At 43.4% G+C, this 18,703-nt stretch carries 17 protein-coding genes and 1 tRNA gene; 4 read left to right on the top strand and 14 right to left on the bottom strand.

Annotated features, from left to right (window positions below; translation table 11 throughout):
• Positions 1-221 precede the first annotated feature (221 nt).
• From V4467_02765 to V4467_02735, 7 genes are all read right to left on the bottom strand, one after another.
• Entirely contained in the window at positions 222-1,175 is a 954-nt protein-coding gene (locus tag V4467_02765; GenBank protein ID MES2087891.1) for a phosphotransferase, read from the bottom strand.
• Positions 1,176-1,265: 90 nt separating this feature from the next.
• Positions 1,266-1,643 carry a hypothetical protein gene (locus tag V4467_02760; GenBank protein MES2087890.1) on the bottom strand — a complete coding sequence of 126 codons (378 nt, stop codon included), beginning with the start codon at positions 1,641-1,643 and terminating at the stop codon, positions 1,266-1,268.
• A gap of 565 nt (positions 1,644-2,208) precedes the next feature.
• On the bottom strand, positions 2,209-2,829 hold the full coding sequence (locus tag V4467_02755) for an LAGLIDADG family homing endonuclease (protein MES2087889.1): 621 nt from the start codon (positions 2,827-2,829) through the stop codon (positions 2,209-2,211).
• 135 nt (positions 2,830-2,964) lie between these two features.
• Positions 2,965-3,432, bottom strand: coding sequence for a hypothetical protein (locus V4467_02750; protein MES2087888.1), 468 nt, complete (start codon positions 3,430-3,432; stop codon positions 2,965-2,967).
• An 89-nt stretch (positions 3,433-3,521) separates the two neighbouring features.
• Positions 3,522-3,593: transfer RNA gene (locus tag V4467_02745), tRNA-Met, on the bottom strand.
• 273 nt (positions 3,594-3,866) lie between these two features.
• Complete coding sequence (locus V4467_02740) at positions 3,867-4,865, bottom strand: tRNA-dihydrouridine synthase (protein ID MES2087887.1); 999 nt, start codon at positions 4,863-4,865, stop codon at positions 3,867-3,869.
• Positions 4,866-4,884: 19 nt separating this feature from the next.
• The gene (locus V4467_02735) at positions 4,885-5,151 is read right to left on the bottom strand and encodes a hypothetical protein (protein ID MES2087886.1); all 267 of its coding nucleotides are present in this window, start codon (positions 5,149-5,151) and stop codon (positions 4,885-4,887) included.
• 205 nt (positions 5,152-5,356) lie between these two features.
• Between V4467_02735 and V4467_02730 the strand changes: the two genes are divergently transcribed.
• Positions 5,357-5,908 (top strand): hypothetical protein, encoded by a 552-nt coding sequence (locus tag V4467_02730; protein ID MES2087885.1) that lies wholly within the window; start codon positions 5,357-5,359, stop codon positions 5,906-5,908.
• A gap of 25 nt (positions 5,909-5,933) precedes the next feature.
• Here V4467_02730 and V4467_02725 read toward each other — a convergent pair whose 3' ends face one another.
• The 4 genes from V4467_02725 to V4467_02710 all read right to left on the bottom strand — a co-directional run bounded on the left by V4467_02725 (position 5,934) and on the right by V4467_02710 (position 10,002).
• A complete protein-coding gene (locus V4467_02725) occupies positions 5,934-8,459 on the bottom strand; it encodes an AAA family ATPase (GenBank protein MES2087884.1) in 2,526 nt (841 codons plus the stop codon).
• Positions 8,456-8,854 carry a hypothetical protein gene (locus tag V4467_02720; GenBank protein MES2087883.1) on the bottom strand — a complete coding sequence of 133 codons (399 nt, stop codon included), beginning with the start codon at positions 8,852-8,854 and terminating at the stop codon, positions 8,456-8,458. The genes V4467_02725 and V4467_02720 overlap by 4 nt, the downstream gene beginning before the upstream one ends.
• A gap of 75 nt (positions 8,855-8,929) precedes the next feature.
• Complete coding sequence (locus V4467_02715; GenBank protein MES2087882.1) at positions 8,930-9,394, bottom strand: nucleoside-diphosphate kinase; 465 nt, start codon at positions 9,392-9,394, stop codon at positions 8,930-8,932.
• 104 nt (positions 9,395-9,498) lie between these two features.
• The gene (locus tag V4467_02710) at positions 9,499-10,002 is read right to left on the bottom strand and encodes an NUDIX hydrolase (GenBank protein ID MES2087881.1); all 504 of its coding nucleotides are present in this window, start codon (positions 10,000-10,002) and stop codon (positions 9,499-9,501) included.
• 98 nt (positions 10,003-10,100) lie between these two features.
• Here V4467_02710 and thrS point away from each other — a divergent pair, with 98 nt between their 5' ends.
• Genes thrS through V4467_02695 form a run of 3 tightly spaced genes read left to right on the top strand, consistent with a single transcriptional unit; the run spans position 10,101 to position 13,089 of the window.
• Positions 10,101-11,855, top strand: coding sequence for a threonine--tRNA ligase (thrS, locus tag V4467_02705; protein ID MES2087880.1), 1,755 nt, complete (start codon positions 10,101-10,103; stop codon positions 11,853-11,855).
• 6 nt (positions 11,856-11,861) lie between these two features.
• Positions 11,862-12,806, top strand: coding sequence for a hypothetical protein (locus tag V4467_02700; GenBank protein ID MES2087879.1), 945 nt, complete (start codon positions 11,862-11,864; stop codon positions 12,804-12,806).
• A 46-nt stretch (positions 12,807-12,852) separates the two neighbouring features.
• Positions 12,853-13,089, top strand: a complete 237-nt coding sequence (locus V4467_02695) for a hypothetical protein (GenBank protein ID MES2087878.1) — start codon at positions 12,853-12,855, stop codon at positions 13,087-13,089.
• A gap of 83 nt (positions 13,090-13,172) precedes the next feature.
• Here the strand turns inward: V4467_02695 and V4467_02690 are convergent, their stop codons facing one another.
• From V4467_02690 to V4467_02680, 3 genes are all read right to left on the bottom strand, one after another.
• On the bottom strand, positions 13,173-13,661 hold the full coding sequence (locus tag V4467_02690; GenBank protein ID MES2087877.1) for a hypothetical protein: 489 nt from the start codon (positions 13,659-13,661) through the stop codon (positions 13,173-13,175).
• Positions 13,662-13,804: 143 nt separating this feature from the next.
• Entirely contained in the window at positions 13,805-16,237 is a 2,433-nt protein-coding gene (locus V4467_02685) for a hypothetical protein (protein ID MES2087876.1), read from the bottom strand.
• Between the two features lie 321 nt (positions 16,238-16,558).
• The gene (locus V4467_02680; protein ID MES2087875.1) at positions 16,559-18,622 is read right to left on the bottom strand and encodes a DNA topoisomerase subunit B; all 2,064 of its coding nucleotides are present in this window, start codon (positions 18,620-18,622) and stop codon (positions 16,559-16,561) included.
• Positions 18,623-18,703 lie beyond the last annotated feature (81 nt).

Here is an 18,703-nt window from a genome sequence, read left to right as displayed (position 1 = left end):
GGGATGTACGGGATCGACAACTTCAGCGCCGTCATCAACACCCCGCAGGCGGCGCGTAACAAATTATCTCAGGAACTGCAAAATATCTCAAAGAAAAAAGCCCCGGAGGGCTTTTTTGCTGGGCGGACTAGTGGACGACGTGAGAACTGAACTTATGAAAGTTAGCCCTAGTCCTTATGTACCGAATTTGAGTGTTTGGGTAGAGCAATAATTTACTTTGTTCAGCAAGTCTCAATTAAATACTTCTTTACCATTGCCATTTCCTTATCCCTACCAGTCTTATGCCAATATCGGAACTTCATATAAGCGCTTAGAATAATGGCCGCACGTAATGCTGATTTGTCATACGATACATTGTTTGAGAAATAGCCTTCTTTGAGATCTTCAACATGATCATAGTTGCCCTGCGCACTCAGTACTTGGAGGCTACAGCCGATGTCTATGATCCCATTGTTGAGCATTGGGTCTGGGTCAATTATTGTAATAGGGACAGATGCCATAATATCATCTGCACAAAAGTCCATATGGCAATAAGAACTCTTTGGATTACGCTCATCATAAGCGACAAGAGTGTCAATCACATTTGAGATCGGCCAAAGCTTCGTATCTAATAAACCCGCCTCTTCAACGTATTTGATTTTCTCTTGCACTTTTTCACTCGTAATCCAATCCTTAAATGTCGTGTATTCTGCCTTACCATCAACAACGCCGCCGTAACCTTCAGCGCTGGGCTTGTGCATATTACGAAGAATCTTTCCTAAGTCGACCCATATATCACTCTTGACTAGACCATTCTTTATTGCTTCGGAAAGCATAGGTGCGTCGACAAAGCTCATGAGTGTGTAGTGGTGGTCTCCTAGTTTTCCTTCCTTATACACGTGTGGCACCGTTACTCCAACCTCTTCCCATTTCTTTAGGAACAGAGCTTCTCCTTCGGCAGTAGGTTTCAAAGGAATTTTAAGAACATACTTATCTGCGCCTGCTTCAATAAATGCCACCAAGGCTGAGACACCTTGGTGGGAATATTCAACGGAGATATCCTTACCAACGAACATTTCATCGGAAGAGAGAAAAGATTCTAGAAGTGGAACAAGTGTTATGCGCCGATCATTGGATATTTTATCGATCTCATGCTCTGAAAGCCGTGGCTTATTTTTGTAATTTATCTGGGGCATCAGAAAATTATAACATATTAAGAAACCAGGTTAGAACTAAAAAGTCCTTACCACTAAAAGATATTATCTAGAAATCTTCCTATGCGCGGACTAGTGGAGGATATTAGAACTGGGCTGGTGCTTTCCTCTTAATTGATAATCAATATAACAATACAATTCCAAAATAATATATATTGCCGTAACTATTAAAAGATTTTTATAATCAAAAATATGAGTCAGGAAGATTAGAAAGAATCCTATAACTCCTGTAACAACATCCATAACTTTATTGCCTAAATGCTCAAATATACCTGCGTATAATTCATAAAGTTCCCATAGTACTGCAAGAACAAAGTAACTGATAAAAACAAACCACAGACTAAATCCCCATTCAAACATCCAACCAGAATAAACAATACCAGACAGAAAATGATTAACTGACCATAGGTCTATATACTTACCGTCATTTCTGACATCCCCAAGTTTCATATATTAATTATACCAAATCGATGCGCGGCTGATGAGGCTTTCCTTACAGGAACAGTACAGCGACCGTTACTTTTTCCAAATTGAATACGGTGGGTGCTGCCCGCGAATAATTTTCTGCCGTCGCAGAAAATTTTCTGGGCACCAGCGTGGGGCATTTTTTCTACTGAAAAAATATGCCTCCGCTGGTCAGCACCCATACGGAAGCAATACCAATTGCTTCCTCAGCCGCGCAAAATTAAAACGCCTTTCGGCGTTTAATTTTGCGCGGCTGATGGGTGCTGACCCCACGGCCTCTCCCGTGCACTTATCCTATATTTTCATAAAGGCGTGGACTATATCTTCACCGTGTTCCAAAAAAACGGAATTTAGATGCTCTGGTATCTAGTCTCTACGGCGCCCCTTCTCTTTACTTATTGGTTATGAAAGTAAAATTGTGGAAGGGTTCCCACGGTATTCGCTTGTTCACCATTTGGCAAATTTAGCCTTCACCGTTATCCCAGAGAGTTTCAATCTGCCGTTTCGACAGAAAGCTGCAATATCTACAGGGGAGTGCTCTACCGTTGAGCTACAGCCGCAAACTCTTAAACTTCTCAAAAACAGACTTCTTCCTCTGTAGAAAAAGCTTGTTTTCTAGAATACGACTATTATACATAAAATCGTATAATTTCAAAGAGTCGGAAACGCTGTAGGTTAATCGGTAATAATCACCCGCGCCCTTAGAAACTCTACCTTTGCTCATCTTTCCAAACTCTAATTTTTTACTGAGTCTTTGCAAAAAAATTTTTGAGCATGAAGTAAAAACCGTTTGAATAACCACATGTGTTTTTTTCCTCTCCCTGTTGGATACACCCATCCACACGTGACCATCACCGTCAAAATAGCCTCTGACAAAATCAGAAAAATGCTTACGAGGAACATTCGGCACAGCTAAACTTTTTGTTTTTCTCTCATTAAAACCCAAACTTCGCAAATCGTCGCACATTTCAATACTGCCAATTTGCAAACGATAACTGGTATATTTATCTTGATGTCTTTTACGAATACTAATTTTATGATCGGCTGCAATTTCTGTCTTAATCCTCTCGAGAAGTTTTTTGTCAACGATGTCTATGCACCAAAACTGACCACCGCGTCGATTGACGGTAATGTAACCGTCGGCGGCAAAAAATCCTGAAACGTAAGCCATTTGAGGGCTCCATTTTTTAAAGAAATTTTTATTAACTTTTTTATAAACAGGCACAGTTACTAGTATACGCTGTGACAGGACAATATACTAATCATTCAAAACAAAAAGAGCGGCCCGGGAGTCGGACCGCATCACTTACTGCAACTTCCAAAAAACGAAACCTCCGATGGTCACCCGCTCTTTACTAAACGCCGGGTTTTGCCACAAACAGCCGGGAAACACCACGGTAGTTTTTCCAAACTGGAACACTTTCCCAAAAAGATCGGCCTCTTCGAGATTCTGGCCGCGGATCTCTTGCTGATGGGCGTAGTATAGATTGTCCCATGCCGATTTCGGCGCTCGCTCGTACTCTGCGAGATCAACCTTCCTGCCAATAGGCGAGGTTTCCGCTTTAGGCGGTTTGACCATGCTGATCGACAGATTGGTTAAAGTCGACCCAATCTCACTTCCCTTCGCGACTACGGGCACAACTGATTTCCTGGCCACAAAACTTTCTGAACCCGCCGCCAAGATTGGCGAGCTCATAAATGTCGAGAGGTTCGTTTGACCAAACACCCGCGAGAACAAACAAACTGCAACCACGGCAACAGCCATGATTTTCATATCGTTTTTTCCTTCGTTTTTATTTTTACCGCTGACTACTTACTAATGCAATTGTAGCATAAAACCAACTTTCATCAGAACTGCGTTTGTGCCGAGGGTGGGAATCGGACCCACACCCTTTGCTTTATGAGTGCAATGCTCAACCATTGAGCTACCTCGGCAAATAAAATATATAAAAATGGCCTAATGGACTCTATAATACACAAAATTTCGCTAAAAACAAAAACTTTTTGGCAAAGAAAAACACCACAATAAAGTTGTGATGTCTTTCTTAACTTGTTGCGGGGTCCCGATTTGCACGGGAATCTCAAGGTTATGAGCCTTGCGAATTACTGTTACTCTACCCCGCTATTTGATTTGCCATCACCTTAAAGCAAGAACGACATTTTACAAGAAAAAGCAAAATAACACAAGTCACCGTAACAAACAACAACCTATAGACTTTTGAGATACTCCGTTACCACCCTCTCAACATCAGCCACATTTTCCGCCTCCATCAGTTTAATTCGTAACTCCTTTGATCCATCAAAACCCTGAACGTACGCTTTATAATGTTTTTTCATAATGGCGAAATTTTTAATACCATGAAAAAGTTCATCGAAAAGTTTGGTGTGTTCGAGCATTACTTGAAGACGTCCAGACACACTTTCCATTTGTGGCTGCCCTTCGGAAGCCTCAGGACGTTTCTTTTTTCTTAAGTCAGAAAAAAGAAACGGGTTGCCAAAAATTGCCCTCCCAAGCATCACCCCATCGCATCCAGTTTCGTGCACCTTGGCCCGAGCATCATCTAAATTTAAAACATCACCATTGCCAAAAATCAGCGTCTCACTTTTTAATTCGTTGCGAATTTCTACCGCCCGCTTCACATGCTCCCAACGCGCAGGCACAAGCGACATTTCTTTTCGAGTTCGCGCGTGAATCGTGACTACCGCCGGATGTTCTTCCAAAAGTTCTGGAAGCCAAGTTTCCAATTCATTTTTGTTATATCCAATGCGGGTTTTGACCGACACCGGTAATCCTCCCGCGCCCTCCTTGGCTGCACGAATTACAGCCCTAGCTTGGGCGGGATTTTTAATTAAAATTGCTCCCGCGCCGGATTTTTCAATCGAACGATCAGGACAGCCCATATTGATATCAAGCCCGTCGAAACCGAGCTCACGAACAAGCTTTGCCGCTTCAAACATTTTTTCCGGATTGCCAGAAAAAAGCTGGGCCACGATCGGACGTTCAGCTTCAGTGTACGCCAAATCAATCAAAAGTTTTTTTCTTCCATCGGGGTGACAAAGTCCATCGGCCGAAACAAACTCAGTCCAGGTAACGTCCGGCCGACCATATTTTGCTATTAAACGTCGAAAGGCCGCATCAGTCACATCCGCCATTGGCGCCAAGACCATAATAGGTTTCTTCAATTTTTCCCAAAATCCTTGATTCATAAACGACACTCTACCACACCTATTTGATATGCGGAAAAGGTCGTGTTACAGTGCCGAAAGTTTCAGATCCAAGATTATGCAAAGACAAAATGGAGGCCAGCGGCTCATCGCCAAAATCAGACTGCCAAACGGCGATGGAGACCTTCTTGTTTGGGGAAAACCACTCGAGACAAATACCCACGAGGTGCGGCAAATCCGGACAATTGCAGAGAGTACCTTTGCCCACTCGTGTGCACCAGGAAGGATACAGTTGGTAAATCGTTCCCCACTCGTCAGGGTTTTGCATTGCCAAACTTGCGGGCTAGTTGTTCAAATTGATTCTGCTGTGGTTACTCTGCGTGAACTGGCAAACAGCTTAAACCAACCGCTTCTCGAGCCGTAAATTCTCAAGGTTGTCCCGATGTCCATCGGGGCATTTTTTTGACAAATTATTTGACAAAAACCAAATTAAATAGTAGTGTGGAAAACAGAAGAAATTTGAATCGTAAAAAATGAACTCATATAACTTACTCTTGCTAGGAATTGCCGCGACTTCACTGTACATAGTTTTTGCTTCACGTCTCGAAGGCCGCCCCAATCGAATTATCCCCGTCGGCTTGGGAGTCTTAGCTCAACTATTTTTAGTACTTTTGTTGGGAGTACACGAAAAAAAAGAACACCTAGGGTTACCTGCACCCGAGACCGCTCTCGAGCAGAAAGGCTTTTACAAAGTGACTTTTGCCTTTCGCAACCGGGGATCAACCAGCTTCGACTATCTCGTCGGACTCCAACCCTTGGAACTCAATCCAGGAAGCAAAGAGTTCTCACCGAATGGCGAAAGCAAAATATACAACCTTTCGCGGTCGGTGCCGGCATCTATAGTGGGCCATGTCGTTGTGGCAAACAAGGATGACACTGGAGTTTCCTTGGTTGATCTCAGCGATCTCAATTCGCCGCAAACAACCAACGCTCCTGCAGTCGAACTACCGGCGACCGGAAAAGATTTAAGGACCCTTGAGGCTCGAAGGTTGGGCGGACCACCTCGTGCGACCTTGAATGAGTAACTCTTTCCTTGTGGGAAGAGTTTTTTTATACCAATTCCTCAGGTGTTAACTCAACTCTCGTTCCCGACTTCGCCGTTCCCGCAATCATTCTCTGCGCCACCGCCTGCTCCACTTTTTCTTGAATAGCGCGGTTCATCGGACGCGCACCGAATTGTGGATCAACTCCCGCCTTCATCACCGCCGCCAAAAGTACATCATTAATCACCAGTTCAATTCCCTTTTCCGCCAAACGCTTTTGTAATTTTTGCAACATAAAATTGGCAATTTTTTGTAAGTGCGCGGGAGAAAGTGGGTGGAACAGTACCACGCCATCAAATCGGTTCAGAAGTTCCGGCTTGAAAACTCCCTGACCGATAATCGCATTAATCACTTCATTTTTGTTGGCCGTCAAATCCTTCCCTTCTTGCATCAATTTCCAAATTAAATCGCTCCCCGCGTTTGAAGTGGCGACGATAATAAGATTTCTGGCATTCACTTTTTTGCCTGACATGTCTGAGAAAAATCCTTCGTCTAAAATCTGGAGAAAAAGATTGTGCACTTCACTGTTCGCTTTTTCAAATTCATCGAGAAGCAAAACTCCGTAGGATTGTTCGCGCAGTTTTGACGACAGCACTCCTGCCTTGCCACTTTCAGATGATCCAATAAGCCGCGTGATGGCGTCAGGCGAATGGAACTCGGACATATCGAATCGAATAATAGAATCTTCGTTGCCAAAAAAGACTGCGGCCAACGCTTTGGTAGTTTCAGTTTTTCCAACACCTGTCGGCCCTAAAAACAAGAATGAACCCATCGGACGTTCTGGATTTTCGATATCCGATCGAGCGCGACGCATTGAATCCGAAATAACTTTCACCGCCTCTTCCTGACCGACAACGCGTTTGTGCAAAATAGCCTCAAGATTTAACAGTGTGTCTTTTTCCTGCCCTGCGATAGCGCCAGTTTTGATGCCAGTTTTTGATTGAATCAAACTCAAAACATCGGCTCGCTCAACAAACTTTTTTCCTTTGGCTTCAACGGCTGGCACCAGTTCTGCCAAAAGGTGCAACGCCTTGTCGGAAAGTACACCTTCAGTAAAATATCGTTTCGCTCCGTCAGCCACAGCCTCCAAACTTTGGTATGTAAAATAAACATCACCCTTTCCCTCTTCCAAAATTGCTCGATCTTCCAAAACTTTCATCGTCGATGCCACATCTCGCTCCTGTACCAACACTTTTTCAAACCGGTGCAAAATTTTTCCCTGCTCTTCGAGCCCTTGGTGAAAAGCCCCAGTGTCTGAGATAGCAATCATCTGAAACTTTGGCAGGGCCAAGTACGGATCAAGAAGCGCTAGGACATCGGAACCTAAACTTTTTGCGCTCTCCACAAAATTGGGCAAATCGGAAACAACAAAAATCACGTGACCTGAATGAACCGATTCGTTTAAAATATGTAACAATTCAAATTCAAATTTTGCCTTGATCTTAACAAAAGCGATAAATGCGTTGGTGTCAAAAAGATATAGACGTTTATGTTCGAGCGCCGGCAAAACATTTCCTCGAGAAATTTTTGTGCCCAAGGCAAACACCACATCAAGCGCTCCCCCGCCTTCTTCCGCCACCAAAAGCACGTTGGACTCTCCGGTGCGCGCGAGTACCGCTTCCAGTTCCTCGAGTTCTTTCTCGTGACTTCGCACATCCTCCTCGCTAATTTCCCGTTCCGTAATATCATGCGCAAATTTTTCTAACGTGTAAGAACCGCCGTACGCCCAGTCTTTGCCAATACCAGGAATTTTCCCGAGTGAATCCTTGCCCCAAAATCTGTCTCGACTTCGGAAAAAAATTTCTGTCCGTTCCACCCAATGCGCCGCGCCGGAAAAATCTCTCGGTGAAATTTCCTGTAACGCAAGAGCTTTCATAAATTCTTGATCCATCGATGCAAGGGCTTCTGCAACATCAGCGAGACCCACCGGACCTTCTTCCGGCTTTTTACTAAACGAACAATGCAAAGGATCCGCCACTCCAACCCGGTGCGCAAAAAAATTGTTTAGAAAATCTCTGCCAACACCCGAACGAATTAAAGAAAGAAAACCTAAATCTGATCTGACAAAACCCATAGTCAAATCGCCACAAGAATAGGATTCATATAAAACTTTTGCCGCTTCGAACGTCATGGCTGGCGCCTCATCTGACAAATGACTCTCAGGCATTCTTGTTTTAAAACCTTTGAAATAATAGGAATAGTAAAACGCCCGAAAGGCTTGCGAAATTAGCCAAACAGATAGGAACATCATGAAAACTCCGTAAATTAAATCGGATCGATCAGTCACTTGATGAACCCAAAAAGAAACCTGTGCTGGAAAAACCAAAAAAGAATATTGCGAGGAAAAATGCTCAACAATCGAAATCAGAATACAAAAGGCCACTGGAATACAGAGCAAAATTAAAAATGTTTTCAAAATCCGGTCGATAGATTCTCTGGTCTGTCGACTCAAAAACGCATCGAATACAATCGCGGGATAAAAATTGTCTATTGATTTTTTAATGCCGTCTTGGTTCATAACGTAATTAATCATCCCAACAAACCCTGCAAAACTTTCCCCAAACCTCCAAAAAATAAGAAAAAGACAGCGACCGGGAAAATGAGCCACAAAATTAAAAATATGCCAGCGACAAAAACCGAGAGTAGGAGCGCAATGCAACCAGCGAAAATAGTGAGAGATCGAATAAGAAAACCAACCACTCTCATTATGGTATTGACGAGTAAGGCTCCGACAAAACTATCCTCCTGACCCTTGCCACCAGAAAGAGAGAGTCTGCGCCACGGAGAAAACAGCGTTCTCGATAATAGTTGTATGGAAAAATAATTACTGACAAACCAGAGATAGTTTGAAATCACTCGAAAGACATCCTGCCAGGATTTCGTATAGTGCCACAAAATATAAAACCAGAGAACTTGAACGAGCCTCATGTGAAGAATTATAACCCACATTGAGGTTTTTGTGGCGTGTATAAGAAAAATAAAAAACAGCCCGACTTGGACTGTTCAACTTACTGCTTGCAACTCATCGGGGAAAAAGAGCCCGAGATCTCGCTTAACTTCGTCTGGAGTTTTGGCGCGGTGGATGCCGTTAGCCCAATAAAAGTATTTACCACAACTAACCGGCTGGAGCTTTATCGCATCGGCAAAATAAAACCGAATACTCTTTGAGTTGCACTTGCTTGGCACAGTCGATTCGCCACACAAAAAGAACAACCGATCGATCGCGCCTTCACCTTCGACAATCCCCATCACCACCTCCTGACCGATAAGCTGTTGTTGGGTTTGTTCCCAAATTAACCGATGTTCCTCATCGAGGGTCAGTCGATGATAGAGTGTTCGTAAAACTTTTTCCGTAAGACGAAATCGGTCTCTCCGAACGATTCTCAACCCCGAAGCCTCAATCAACCCGAGAATCTGTTTGGAAAACCTCTCCGCCTCCGGTTTAATGAAAAACGTGCTTCGTTGCATTACCACAAAAAGCCTTTCTGCAATGTGTACTAAAGCGGATATTTACACATTATTTTAATTATGTCAAGAAAAAGCCCTCCAAATAAATTGAAGGGCCTGAAAAATTATTGAGTCACCAAAACACCCGTCGTAAAGAGTTTGTTGAAGCTAACGTATGCAAAGGTACGACAGATGACCGACCGGTGCGATGGAAACAGATTTTCCGGTAAATTTTGCACCGGCCACCACTGTGGTGATTGCTCCCCCGCTAGTGTCACCTCATTAACCGTCGGGAGTTCAAGAATTTCCACAAGGTAGACGTACCAGATGAAGGGTTCCCCACTTATCGGACTTTTCCGATGATCAGCTCGCACCTCTTTGACAATGCGAATTGTTCCCCCGACTTCCTCTCCCCACTCGCGCGCCATCGTGACAACTGGCTCCTCAGGGCAACAATTGTCCCCTTTGGTTTTGTCTTTGCAACATTTGCCGCCCGGCAATTGCCAGTGCCATGGCTCTTTGCTGTCACCTTCCCTAACACCTTGGCAAACGAGCATAACCTCAGCTCTGGCTACCGATGCTCCTGATCGTAACCGGAAAGCTATCCCAACACATGAATGTTTGGACATAAAATTTCAATCGAACGCTAAACTGCCGATAACACTTACACATTATTTTACTAATGTCAATAGGTGCGAGCTTTTTACAAAACTGTTATGATTGCTCGATGAATTCGCCAAAAGAAACAAATGAAAGTAGTTTGGAAAAATTAGCGCATGCGAGACACACTCTCGCCCATCTTTTGGGAGCGTCTGTACAGGAGTTGTGGCCAGATACAAAACTGACCATTGGACCAGCCATTGATAATGGTTTCTATTACGATTTTGAATTTAGCGCGCCTATATCGGATAAGGAACTGCAAAAAATCGAAAAGAAAATGCGGGAAACTTTGAAATCTTGGAAGGCTTTTTCTCACAAGGAAGTTTCAGAAAAAGAGGCCAGCGAGATCTACAAGGGAAACCCGTACAAACTCGAACTCATAAAAGAAATTGCTGCGAAAGGCGAGAAAATAACCCTCTATACTGTCGGAAAATTTACCGATCTCTGTCGTGGCGGCCACGCAGAAAACCCAGCCCAAGATATCGACAAAAGTTCTTTCAAACTTGAACGTGTCGCCGGAGCCTACTGGCGTGGTGATGAAAAAAATAAAATGCTTACCCGCATTTACGGCTTGGCTTTTAATACTGCCGCTGAACTTGAAGCCTACGAGAAACAAATCGAGGAAGCAAAAAAACGAGATCATAAAAAACTCGGAAAGGATCTTGGACTCTTTATGTTCCACGAAACTTCTCCTGGAATGCCTTATTGGTTACCGAATGGTTTGAAGTTGTACAATGAACTCGTGAATTTCTGGAGAACTGAACACGACAAACTTGGGTATCAGGAAATATCAAGCCCACTCGTCAACAAATCTGACCTTTGGAAAACTTCAGGACATTGGAATCACTACAAAGATGACATGTTTATCGCCGACATGGGCGAAAATGAAGTGTATGGCATCAAGCCAATGAACTGCCCGAACGCCATGATTGTTTTCCAATCTATGCAAGTAAGCTATAAGCAATTGCCACTTCGACTTTCTGATACAGACAGACTTCATCGCTATGAACGTTCCGGAACTTTAAACGGACTTTTACGAGTACGGTCGTTTCAACAAGACGATTCTCACAATTTTATTTCGGAAGACATGATCGCCGCGGAATACGAGCATATCTTTGAGGTCTGTAAAAATTTCTACGGAATTTTTAATCTTGAATACTCATTCCGTTTGGGAACTCGACCAAAAGAATTCATGGGAGAAGCGACAACTTGGGATAAAGCAGAAAAAGCTTTGCGAGAAATATTGGAAAAATCTAAAAAGGCATATATTGTGGCTGAAGGCGATGGTGCTTTTTACGGCCCAAAAATCGACATTCTTATGAAGGATTCTATCGGCCGAGAATGGCAAATGGGTACTATTCAACTTGATTTTCAACAACCATTGCGATTTGAACTTCACTATACCGACAAAGATGGATCAAGAAAAACACCTGTGGTAGTTCATCGAGTTATTTATGGTTCTCTTGAACGCTTCATCGGTATTTTGATTGAACACACAGCTGGCGCCTTCCCTCTCTGGCTTGCACCAACCCAAGTAAAAATTATTCCAATTGAGGAAAAACACAACGAAGCCGCCAAAAGCGCGGCCACCGCACTTTTGGCGGCTGGCCTTCGCGTTGACCTCGACAACTCTGATCAAGGTTTCGGTAAAAAAATCCGCGAAGCTAAATCGATGAAAATTCCCTACTTTATAATCATCGGTGACAAAGACATCGCCGCAGAAAAAGTCACCCTCGAAAGTCGCGACAAAGGAAACCTAGGCCAACTTGATGTTGCGGAAATTGTCACGAAACTCAAAGGTGAAGTAACAAAGAAACTGTAATTTTCTATGAGCGAAAGAACACCAGTGACAGAAACCACTCCGGCAAAAGCGGAAACCTCTGAAATGGATTGGAAAATTATTCGCCTGAAAGAAGTGTTAGGTAATGAAAGCGTCGAAACCACTTCTACTCCGGAAGAACTAACATCTGAGGAGGCGCTCATTTTCCGAGGGGCATACGAACGAATTATTTCTGATCCAAAAAGATTTCTTGATGGCGGCAACCATGCATTGGTTTTTGAAACAGAAGACGGCTCACCATATTGTATAAAATGTGTATGGGACCAATTACTAGTCAATCAAAAGAGCAAAAAATACGACCGGTTGCCTCCTCCAGCAAAAAAATTACGTGCAGTCGAAGAATATTTTGACGGTATTAAAGCGAAAAAAAGACAGTTCGTATCAAAGGGTTTTGCCTTTACACCACAGAATAGACCTGTGTACGAAGCTACAATTACTCACGCCGCTCACCTTATCGCTTCAAGAGCAGGACTAAAAGATTTTGTTCCCAATATCACCAGTGTGGTGCAAATGAAACACGAGGAAACTGGTGAAGAAGGAACACCGGACATGTACATGGTGACTGAAAAACTTTCACTACTTTTGATGGATAAAATAAAAGGTTCAAATCTCGAAAAAATTATCCTAAATGAACCGGATACGCTGCGAAGAATAGATGTGGGTGCAGCAGAAAAAACTTTGCGCAATGGGTTGGATATTTTACACAAAGAAGGAATCTATCACGGGGACTTGAGCCTGCGAAATATCATGTTTGATTACGAAACTTTATCACCTCACATTATAGATTTCGGAACTGGTACCTACAATGGAACCCCAGATGAGACGGCAAAAGCGACAGATTTAAAACAACTAGAGGATATAATCGATACCCTAAGAAAAGGTAATCAAGACCCCGCAAAAGCCCGAGTCGACTTACAGAAGAGGATCACGTAAGAAAGTTGACTAAATTTTATTATAATGCTATAAAATAACTCGAAATATGAAACTCAACTCAACTTTCGTCGATAGCGCTGACCAGGATTTCGTATCCCGGCACGTTGCCGAACTCGCGCAAGGCGAGCTTGAAATTTCTCCCAAGAGGTACGTGATCAACGCTAGTGCTTCGAGAGCCCACGACATTCTCGAGGGCATCAGCATCGGAAATGGCTACCTAGAGGGGCCGCTCGTTGTAGCCGGTACACGCTACTTAATTTTCACTCGTCAAAAGCAATCTTAGGATTGCTTTTTTTCTTTCCGTAAGGCTCAACCTTTCCGCCGAAGAAAAAACTCAGCCGCCAATCGGTTGAGTTTATCGCTATATTAAGCCTGAAGACAAGAACAAAGAGGTCGCACCGGCAAAACTTGCCGTGGTACTTGCGTACGCGCGCGTTGGCAGGCCAACAGAATTTCGTCGTGAAGCGGTAGCCCCTCTTCGCACCAGCCTCCCCACTTATCGAACGAATGAAGCAAGGTTTTCAGTGGATCGTGGGCTGGCACATTCCCACAACAGGTGTAGAAAAAAGTTCCAACGACTCCGCTCCGTGCGGCCTTAATGTTATGAGCCAGAAAGGCACACAACTTGATTGGATCAGGCTCTGCCCGAACCTGAATTCGCAAATCTTCTCGTACGCCGGGAAGCGCGAAAGAAATCGAGAGGAAGGGCTGAGTGAAATCAGCTGGTTCATCGACTGGATGCGCGTGAAGCACTTCCAGGTATGGTCCGAAAACCAAACTGTAGTTTGAAGCACTCGGGTGAGAACTGACCCTTTTCCAAGGGCCATCCGGATGGAAACCACAACGTCCGCTCATAGGTTTTGCTTTCTGTTTTCCAAATTTCAATAGAGACTCTCTGGTTCTTTATGGTATCACTAGCAAAAAATTGCGCAACAGCTGTTGCGCAATTTTTAAAACACAAACATTTCGCGTGTTCTAAATTATCCTATGCAACCATATTAGGTTAATCCGTACCTAAGTTCTCGAAGTTTCTCAATAGTATCTCTACTTATACCCTTGGCTCCTTGGACTTCTACAGTCGCTTGTGTGGTTTTTCGTCTCAACCGAATAAATTCATTAAAAATCTTTTGCTCTTCAGGAGATAGGGTTGCAGAGGAAGCTTCATTACTTATCCTTTGAAGCATATCGATAAATTCAGGAAGAGGCCTAGGATTAGAGTCGATCTCAAAACCGCCTCTTGGAATCAACTTATGAAGCTCGCTGAATGCTGTATAAACACTCTTCGTCTGAACATCAATTGCATTATATCTTTGCTCAGCCGCAGCAAAACGTTCAGCCTTAATTGGTTGATCAGCCTTTAAGCGTTTAAGCTCCACATCTAGCGGTTTCTCTCCGAACCACTTTCGAGGCCGTTCTTGTCTTTCATTTTCTAGAATTTTATTTTTAAGTAATTCTAATTCTTTTTGTGCTGTATTGTATTCTTGTGAAGCAGAATCATACTCAGTATGTGTGACCCGTGGATAGCCTTCACGGTCCAAACTAATCTGAAACTCTCCAGAAGTTTTATCTGGACCAAATTCACCAGACAAAAGACTTGTTCTGGCTTTTAAAACTAGTGGAGACAACTCTTGCGCAACCTCTTTTTGCACCCTTATTCTCTCCGCTTTCTGGCTAATATCTGCCGTTTCAGAATGCGCCCTTGAAAAAGCTTTTTCTTCCTCCTCCGCCCACTCCTTATCCACCAATCGATCCAAATATTCACCACGCTCCTTTCGAGCTTGATCAAAAGGTTTTTCAGCTTCTTGTATATTCTTCTTAATTTGATCTAAACTACGTCCAGCATTTACTGACGCCATAACCTGTTCACTTTCAATACGGACACTTTGGTAAGGGTTTAGCTTAGAAGCATCTCTAAACTTATCAGCAAGAACCATTGCATCACTTCCTGAACGACGTTCACTACCCGCAATACTTTCAGGCTGATTAGTTACAATGTTTGAAACTTCATTTAAAAATTGCTCATATATTACAAGACCTTTTTCAAAAGATTCAGTATCAAACATACTTGCGACAGGGTCCTTTGAATTGAAAGAATCTCCTCTTTTCTTCTGGAGAAATTCCAGCATCACGGCCGGGACACCTCTTCTAATAGTTTCATCACTGGTGCCACCGTCTCTAGTAGCTTCAAGCAAAAACTGGCATGAAAATTTTTCAAGATAATACAGCCAAGCTCGAGTAGGATCGCTTTTCAACATAGGCTGAAAGCCACGTCCATTACTGCTTTCATCGCCAAAATAATGTCTGATTAAACCAGCAACGTCTTTTTCCTTTGCTTTTAGAGCGGCGAGAACTTCTTGTCTTTTCCTTTCGAGAACATGCACTCTTCCAATAAATGGCTCTAGCTTTTGCTCTGAGCTTTCAATTTTTACTACGTCATTTTTGGCCTTAACCACCCCGACTGTGCCTTTTGCCTTTTCAACTTCTGTCGCCAGTCTTGCTTGCACTTGTTCTTTGAGGGTGCCTTTTATTACCTCAACACCGTATTTCTCTGCATCGGCAATATCGCTTTGATCAACAAAATTACGTGGCACACCCCTTTCTGCTCTAACGAAATAGTTCTTATCCTGAAAACGGTTTGCGTAAAATCTTTCAAACCTCTTTTTAAGTTCCGCTTGACCTTCTGGAGTTTTCAATTCAAGAGCACCAATCTCTTCTTGCATTACTTTAAGATGTGCTTTCAATTTTTTGACTGATTCTGGACGATTTTTCCCTGCAAATGAAAAATTTTCTCCACCTTCTACGATTTCTGGGATGGCCTCTTTAACCGCCTGTCGCGCTACTCGTGCTCCACCCACTCTTTTTTTCTTGGTTTCTGGAACATCAGCCTCTGTTGCTGGAGCAACTTCTTCTCCTAAATACTTATCAACCAGAGCACGCTTTTTTGGTTTTAGAGCTTCTTTGGAAGTGGTAACTTCAACCTCACCACGTTTTAAACCTACTACGTCAGGATCGTCTTGAAACTCTGGATGAGCAATAATTTGTTCTGCGGTAGTGAGACCTCTTGCTTGTAGAGCTTCGCGAAGCATTTGATCCTCTCGGGTTTCGCCCTCCCTTGGGGTGAGAACATCGAGCAAAGCAACAATTTTTCGTTCTGAGCTTTCCTTGCCTGCTTTCTTTTGAGCAACCTCTCTTCTGCCAGTTTTTAATGATGATCTATCGTGCGCTAATTCTGTATAGGACGCCTCGAGATCAGCCAAAGCTGCCTCCAATTTAGCTTTTTTATCAGTCAAAGCGGCAATTTCCATTCGAACACTTGCCGCTTCTTTTTCTTTTGCTTCGCGTACAAGTCTTTCTCTGATACTCGTTGCTTCCTGTTCTTGTGTAGCTAACTTTTCTGCCCCTGCAGCTAATAACTTTTCACGTAATCCCATAAATGATTAATAAATACTAATTTTTAAAATGCTTTTCTAGAAATTCCACAATAACTTAATGATACTCCTCCAAAAACTGAAGACAAGTAAGACTATGAACAGAAGTGCTGAGATTTCCCCCTACCCCCTTAAACTTTCTGAAGTTTAAGGGGGTATCTCAGCGAGGAATCATTTCCCAAGAACATTGCGGAAACGAGCCAGCTGGTCAGTCAACGACCCTGAGTGTAATCGCGAGGGGCTCTTGACTGTGGCGAGTTGAGCATAGGAAAAGCCGGCGCTGGCCGGCTTTATCCGTGTTCTTGGGAAATGATTCCGAGCGCCTTAAATATCGAGGTTCGCCAACTTCGCGTTTGACTGAATAAAGCTTTTGCGAGAAGGAACATCGGTTCCCATGAGCATATCAAATACTTTGTCCGCGTCCTGTGCGTCTTCAATTCGAACCTGTTTTAGAATTCGTTTTTCAGGATCCATGGTCGTCTCCCAAAGTTCTTCAGCATTCATTTCTCCGAGACCTTTGTAACGTTGAATTGAAACCTTGGCTGTTTTAGTTTTACCAACCTTCTCTTCCTCCTCGGATTCAGCTTCCTCTGTTTCTTCAGATCCACTTTCATCGAGCGGAATTTCTTCTTTGCCAAGAGCTTTGGTTTTTTCCTCTTCACTATAAAAATACAAAATTTCTTTTCCACGTTTTACTTTGTACAGTGGCGGCTGAGCAATATAAATAAATCCGCCTTCAATGAGTGGTTTGAAATGTCGGTAAAAGAGCGTCAGAATAAGTGTGCGAATGTGAGCCCCGTCGACGTCGGCATCAGTAGCGATAATAATTTTGTGATATCGCAATTTAGCCAAATCAAACGTATCTCCGATGGCTGTGCCGATCGCCACCACCAAATTTTTAATCTGCTCAGAGTCGAGCATCTTGTCGAGTCGCGCTCGTTCGATGTTTAAAATTTTTCCTCGGAGCGGCAAGATGGCTTGAGTTTTTCGATCTCGTCCTGTTTTTGCCGTACCTCCGGCCGAATCTCCCTCCACAATAAAAAGTTCTGATTCAGACGCATCCTTACTCTGACAATCAGCCAGTTTTCCAGGCAACGTCATGCCTTCCAGTGCACCCTTTCGCAATACTGAATCCTTTGCCGCCTTGGCAGCCTTTCGCGCCTTAAGCGCCAAAACTACTTTGTAAACAATGGCTTTGGCATCATCAGGATTTTCCTCAAGAAACGCGGTAAAGGCTTCGCCGAAAACGGTGGCGACTGCGCCCTGAGCTTCAACACTTCCAAGTTTTGATTTGGTCTGACCTTCAAATTGAATTTCGCGGAGCTTGACCGAAACCACGGCGGTCAATCCTTCGAGCACATCTTCGCCGGTAAAATTATCTTCGCTCTCTTTTACTAGACCACCCTTGCGAGCGTAACTATTGATAGTTCTGGTGAGCGCAGTTTTGAAACCGGTAATATGTGTACCTCCTTCGCCGGTGTAAATGTTGTTGGCGAAAGGTAAAATGCGGGCGGAAATATCGTCGACATATTGAAGCGCCACCTCGACAGACTCAATACCTTCTACTTTTTTCTCAACGTAAAAAATATTTTTGTGAACTGGTTTTAAAAACTGGTTAGAAAATTTTACCAAGGAAAGCAAACCTCCCTCGAAATAAAATGTTTGGGATGGGAAATCGAGTCCGAGTTCGCGGAGATAAAAAATGTCGGCAGTATCAATCGGCACTTTTGTTTCGCGGGCGTCGATGACGGAAATTCGCAACGCTTTCACGAGATAGGCTTGCTGGCGCATGTGTCCCAAAACGCGGTTGAAATCAAAGACTGTTCCTTCCTTGAAAATTTCTTTGTCAGGTTCAAAAGTAGTAATCGTGCCGTGAAGATCTGACTTACCAATTTTTTTAACGGCAGATTTTTTCTTACCTTGTTTGTATTCCTGAACAAAAACTCCACCGTCTCGATGCACTACCACTTCACAAAAAATCGAAAGGGCATTAACGACAGAGGCACCGACTCCGTGAAGTCCGCCCGAAACTTTGTAGCCTTCCCCACCGAATTTTCCTCCAGCGTGGAGTGTTGTCATGATCGTTTCAAGGGCAGAAACTTTTGATTGTTTGTGAATGTCCACAGGAATTCCTCGGCCATTGTCTACCACGCGCACGCGGTTCTCCGGTAACAGGGTGATTTCAATATCATTACAAAAACCTCCCATCGCTTCGTCGCGAGAGTTGTCGAAAATTTCAGTGATGAGGTGATGCAAACCGTCGGGACCAGTGGTTCCGATGTACATTCCCGGACGCTTACGGACAGGTTCCAAACCCTCCAAAACAGTGATGTCCTGAGCGCTATAATTGCCTTTCTTTTCTTCCTTTTCTTCCTTTTCTTTGGCCATTTTGATACAAAATTAAAAAAGCTTTGTGCTTTTAGGTAACACAAGTATAGCAAAAATGAGCTTGAAATAAAAGCTTTTTTG

This window comes from Patescibacteria group bacterium (assembly GCA_040390045.1).
In the GTDB taxonomy this organism is placed as follows: Bacteria; Patescibacteriota; Minisyncoccia; order Phycocordibacterales; family SIBU01; genus SIBU01.
The sequence above is the reverse complement of the archived record's forward strand: the minus strand, read 5'-3'. Positions and strand labels throughout refer to the sequence as shown.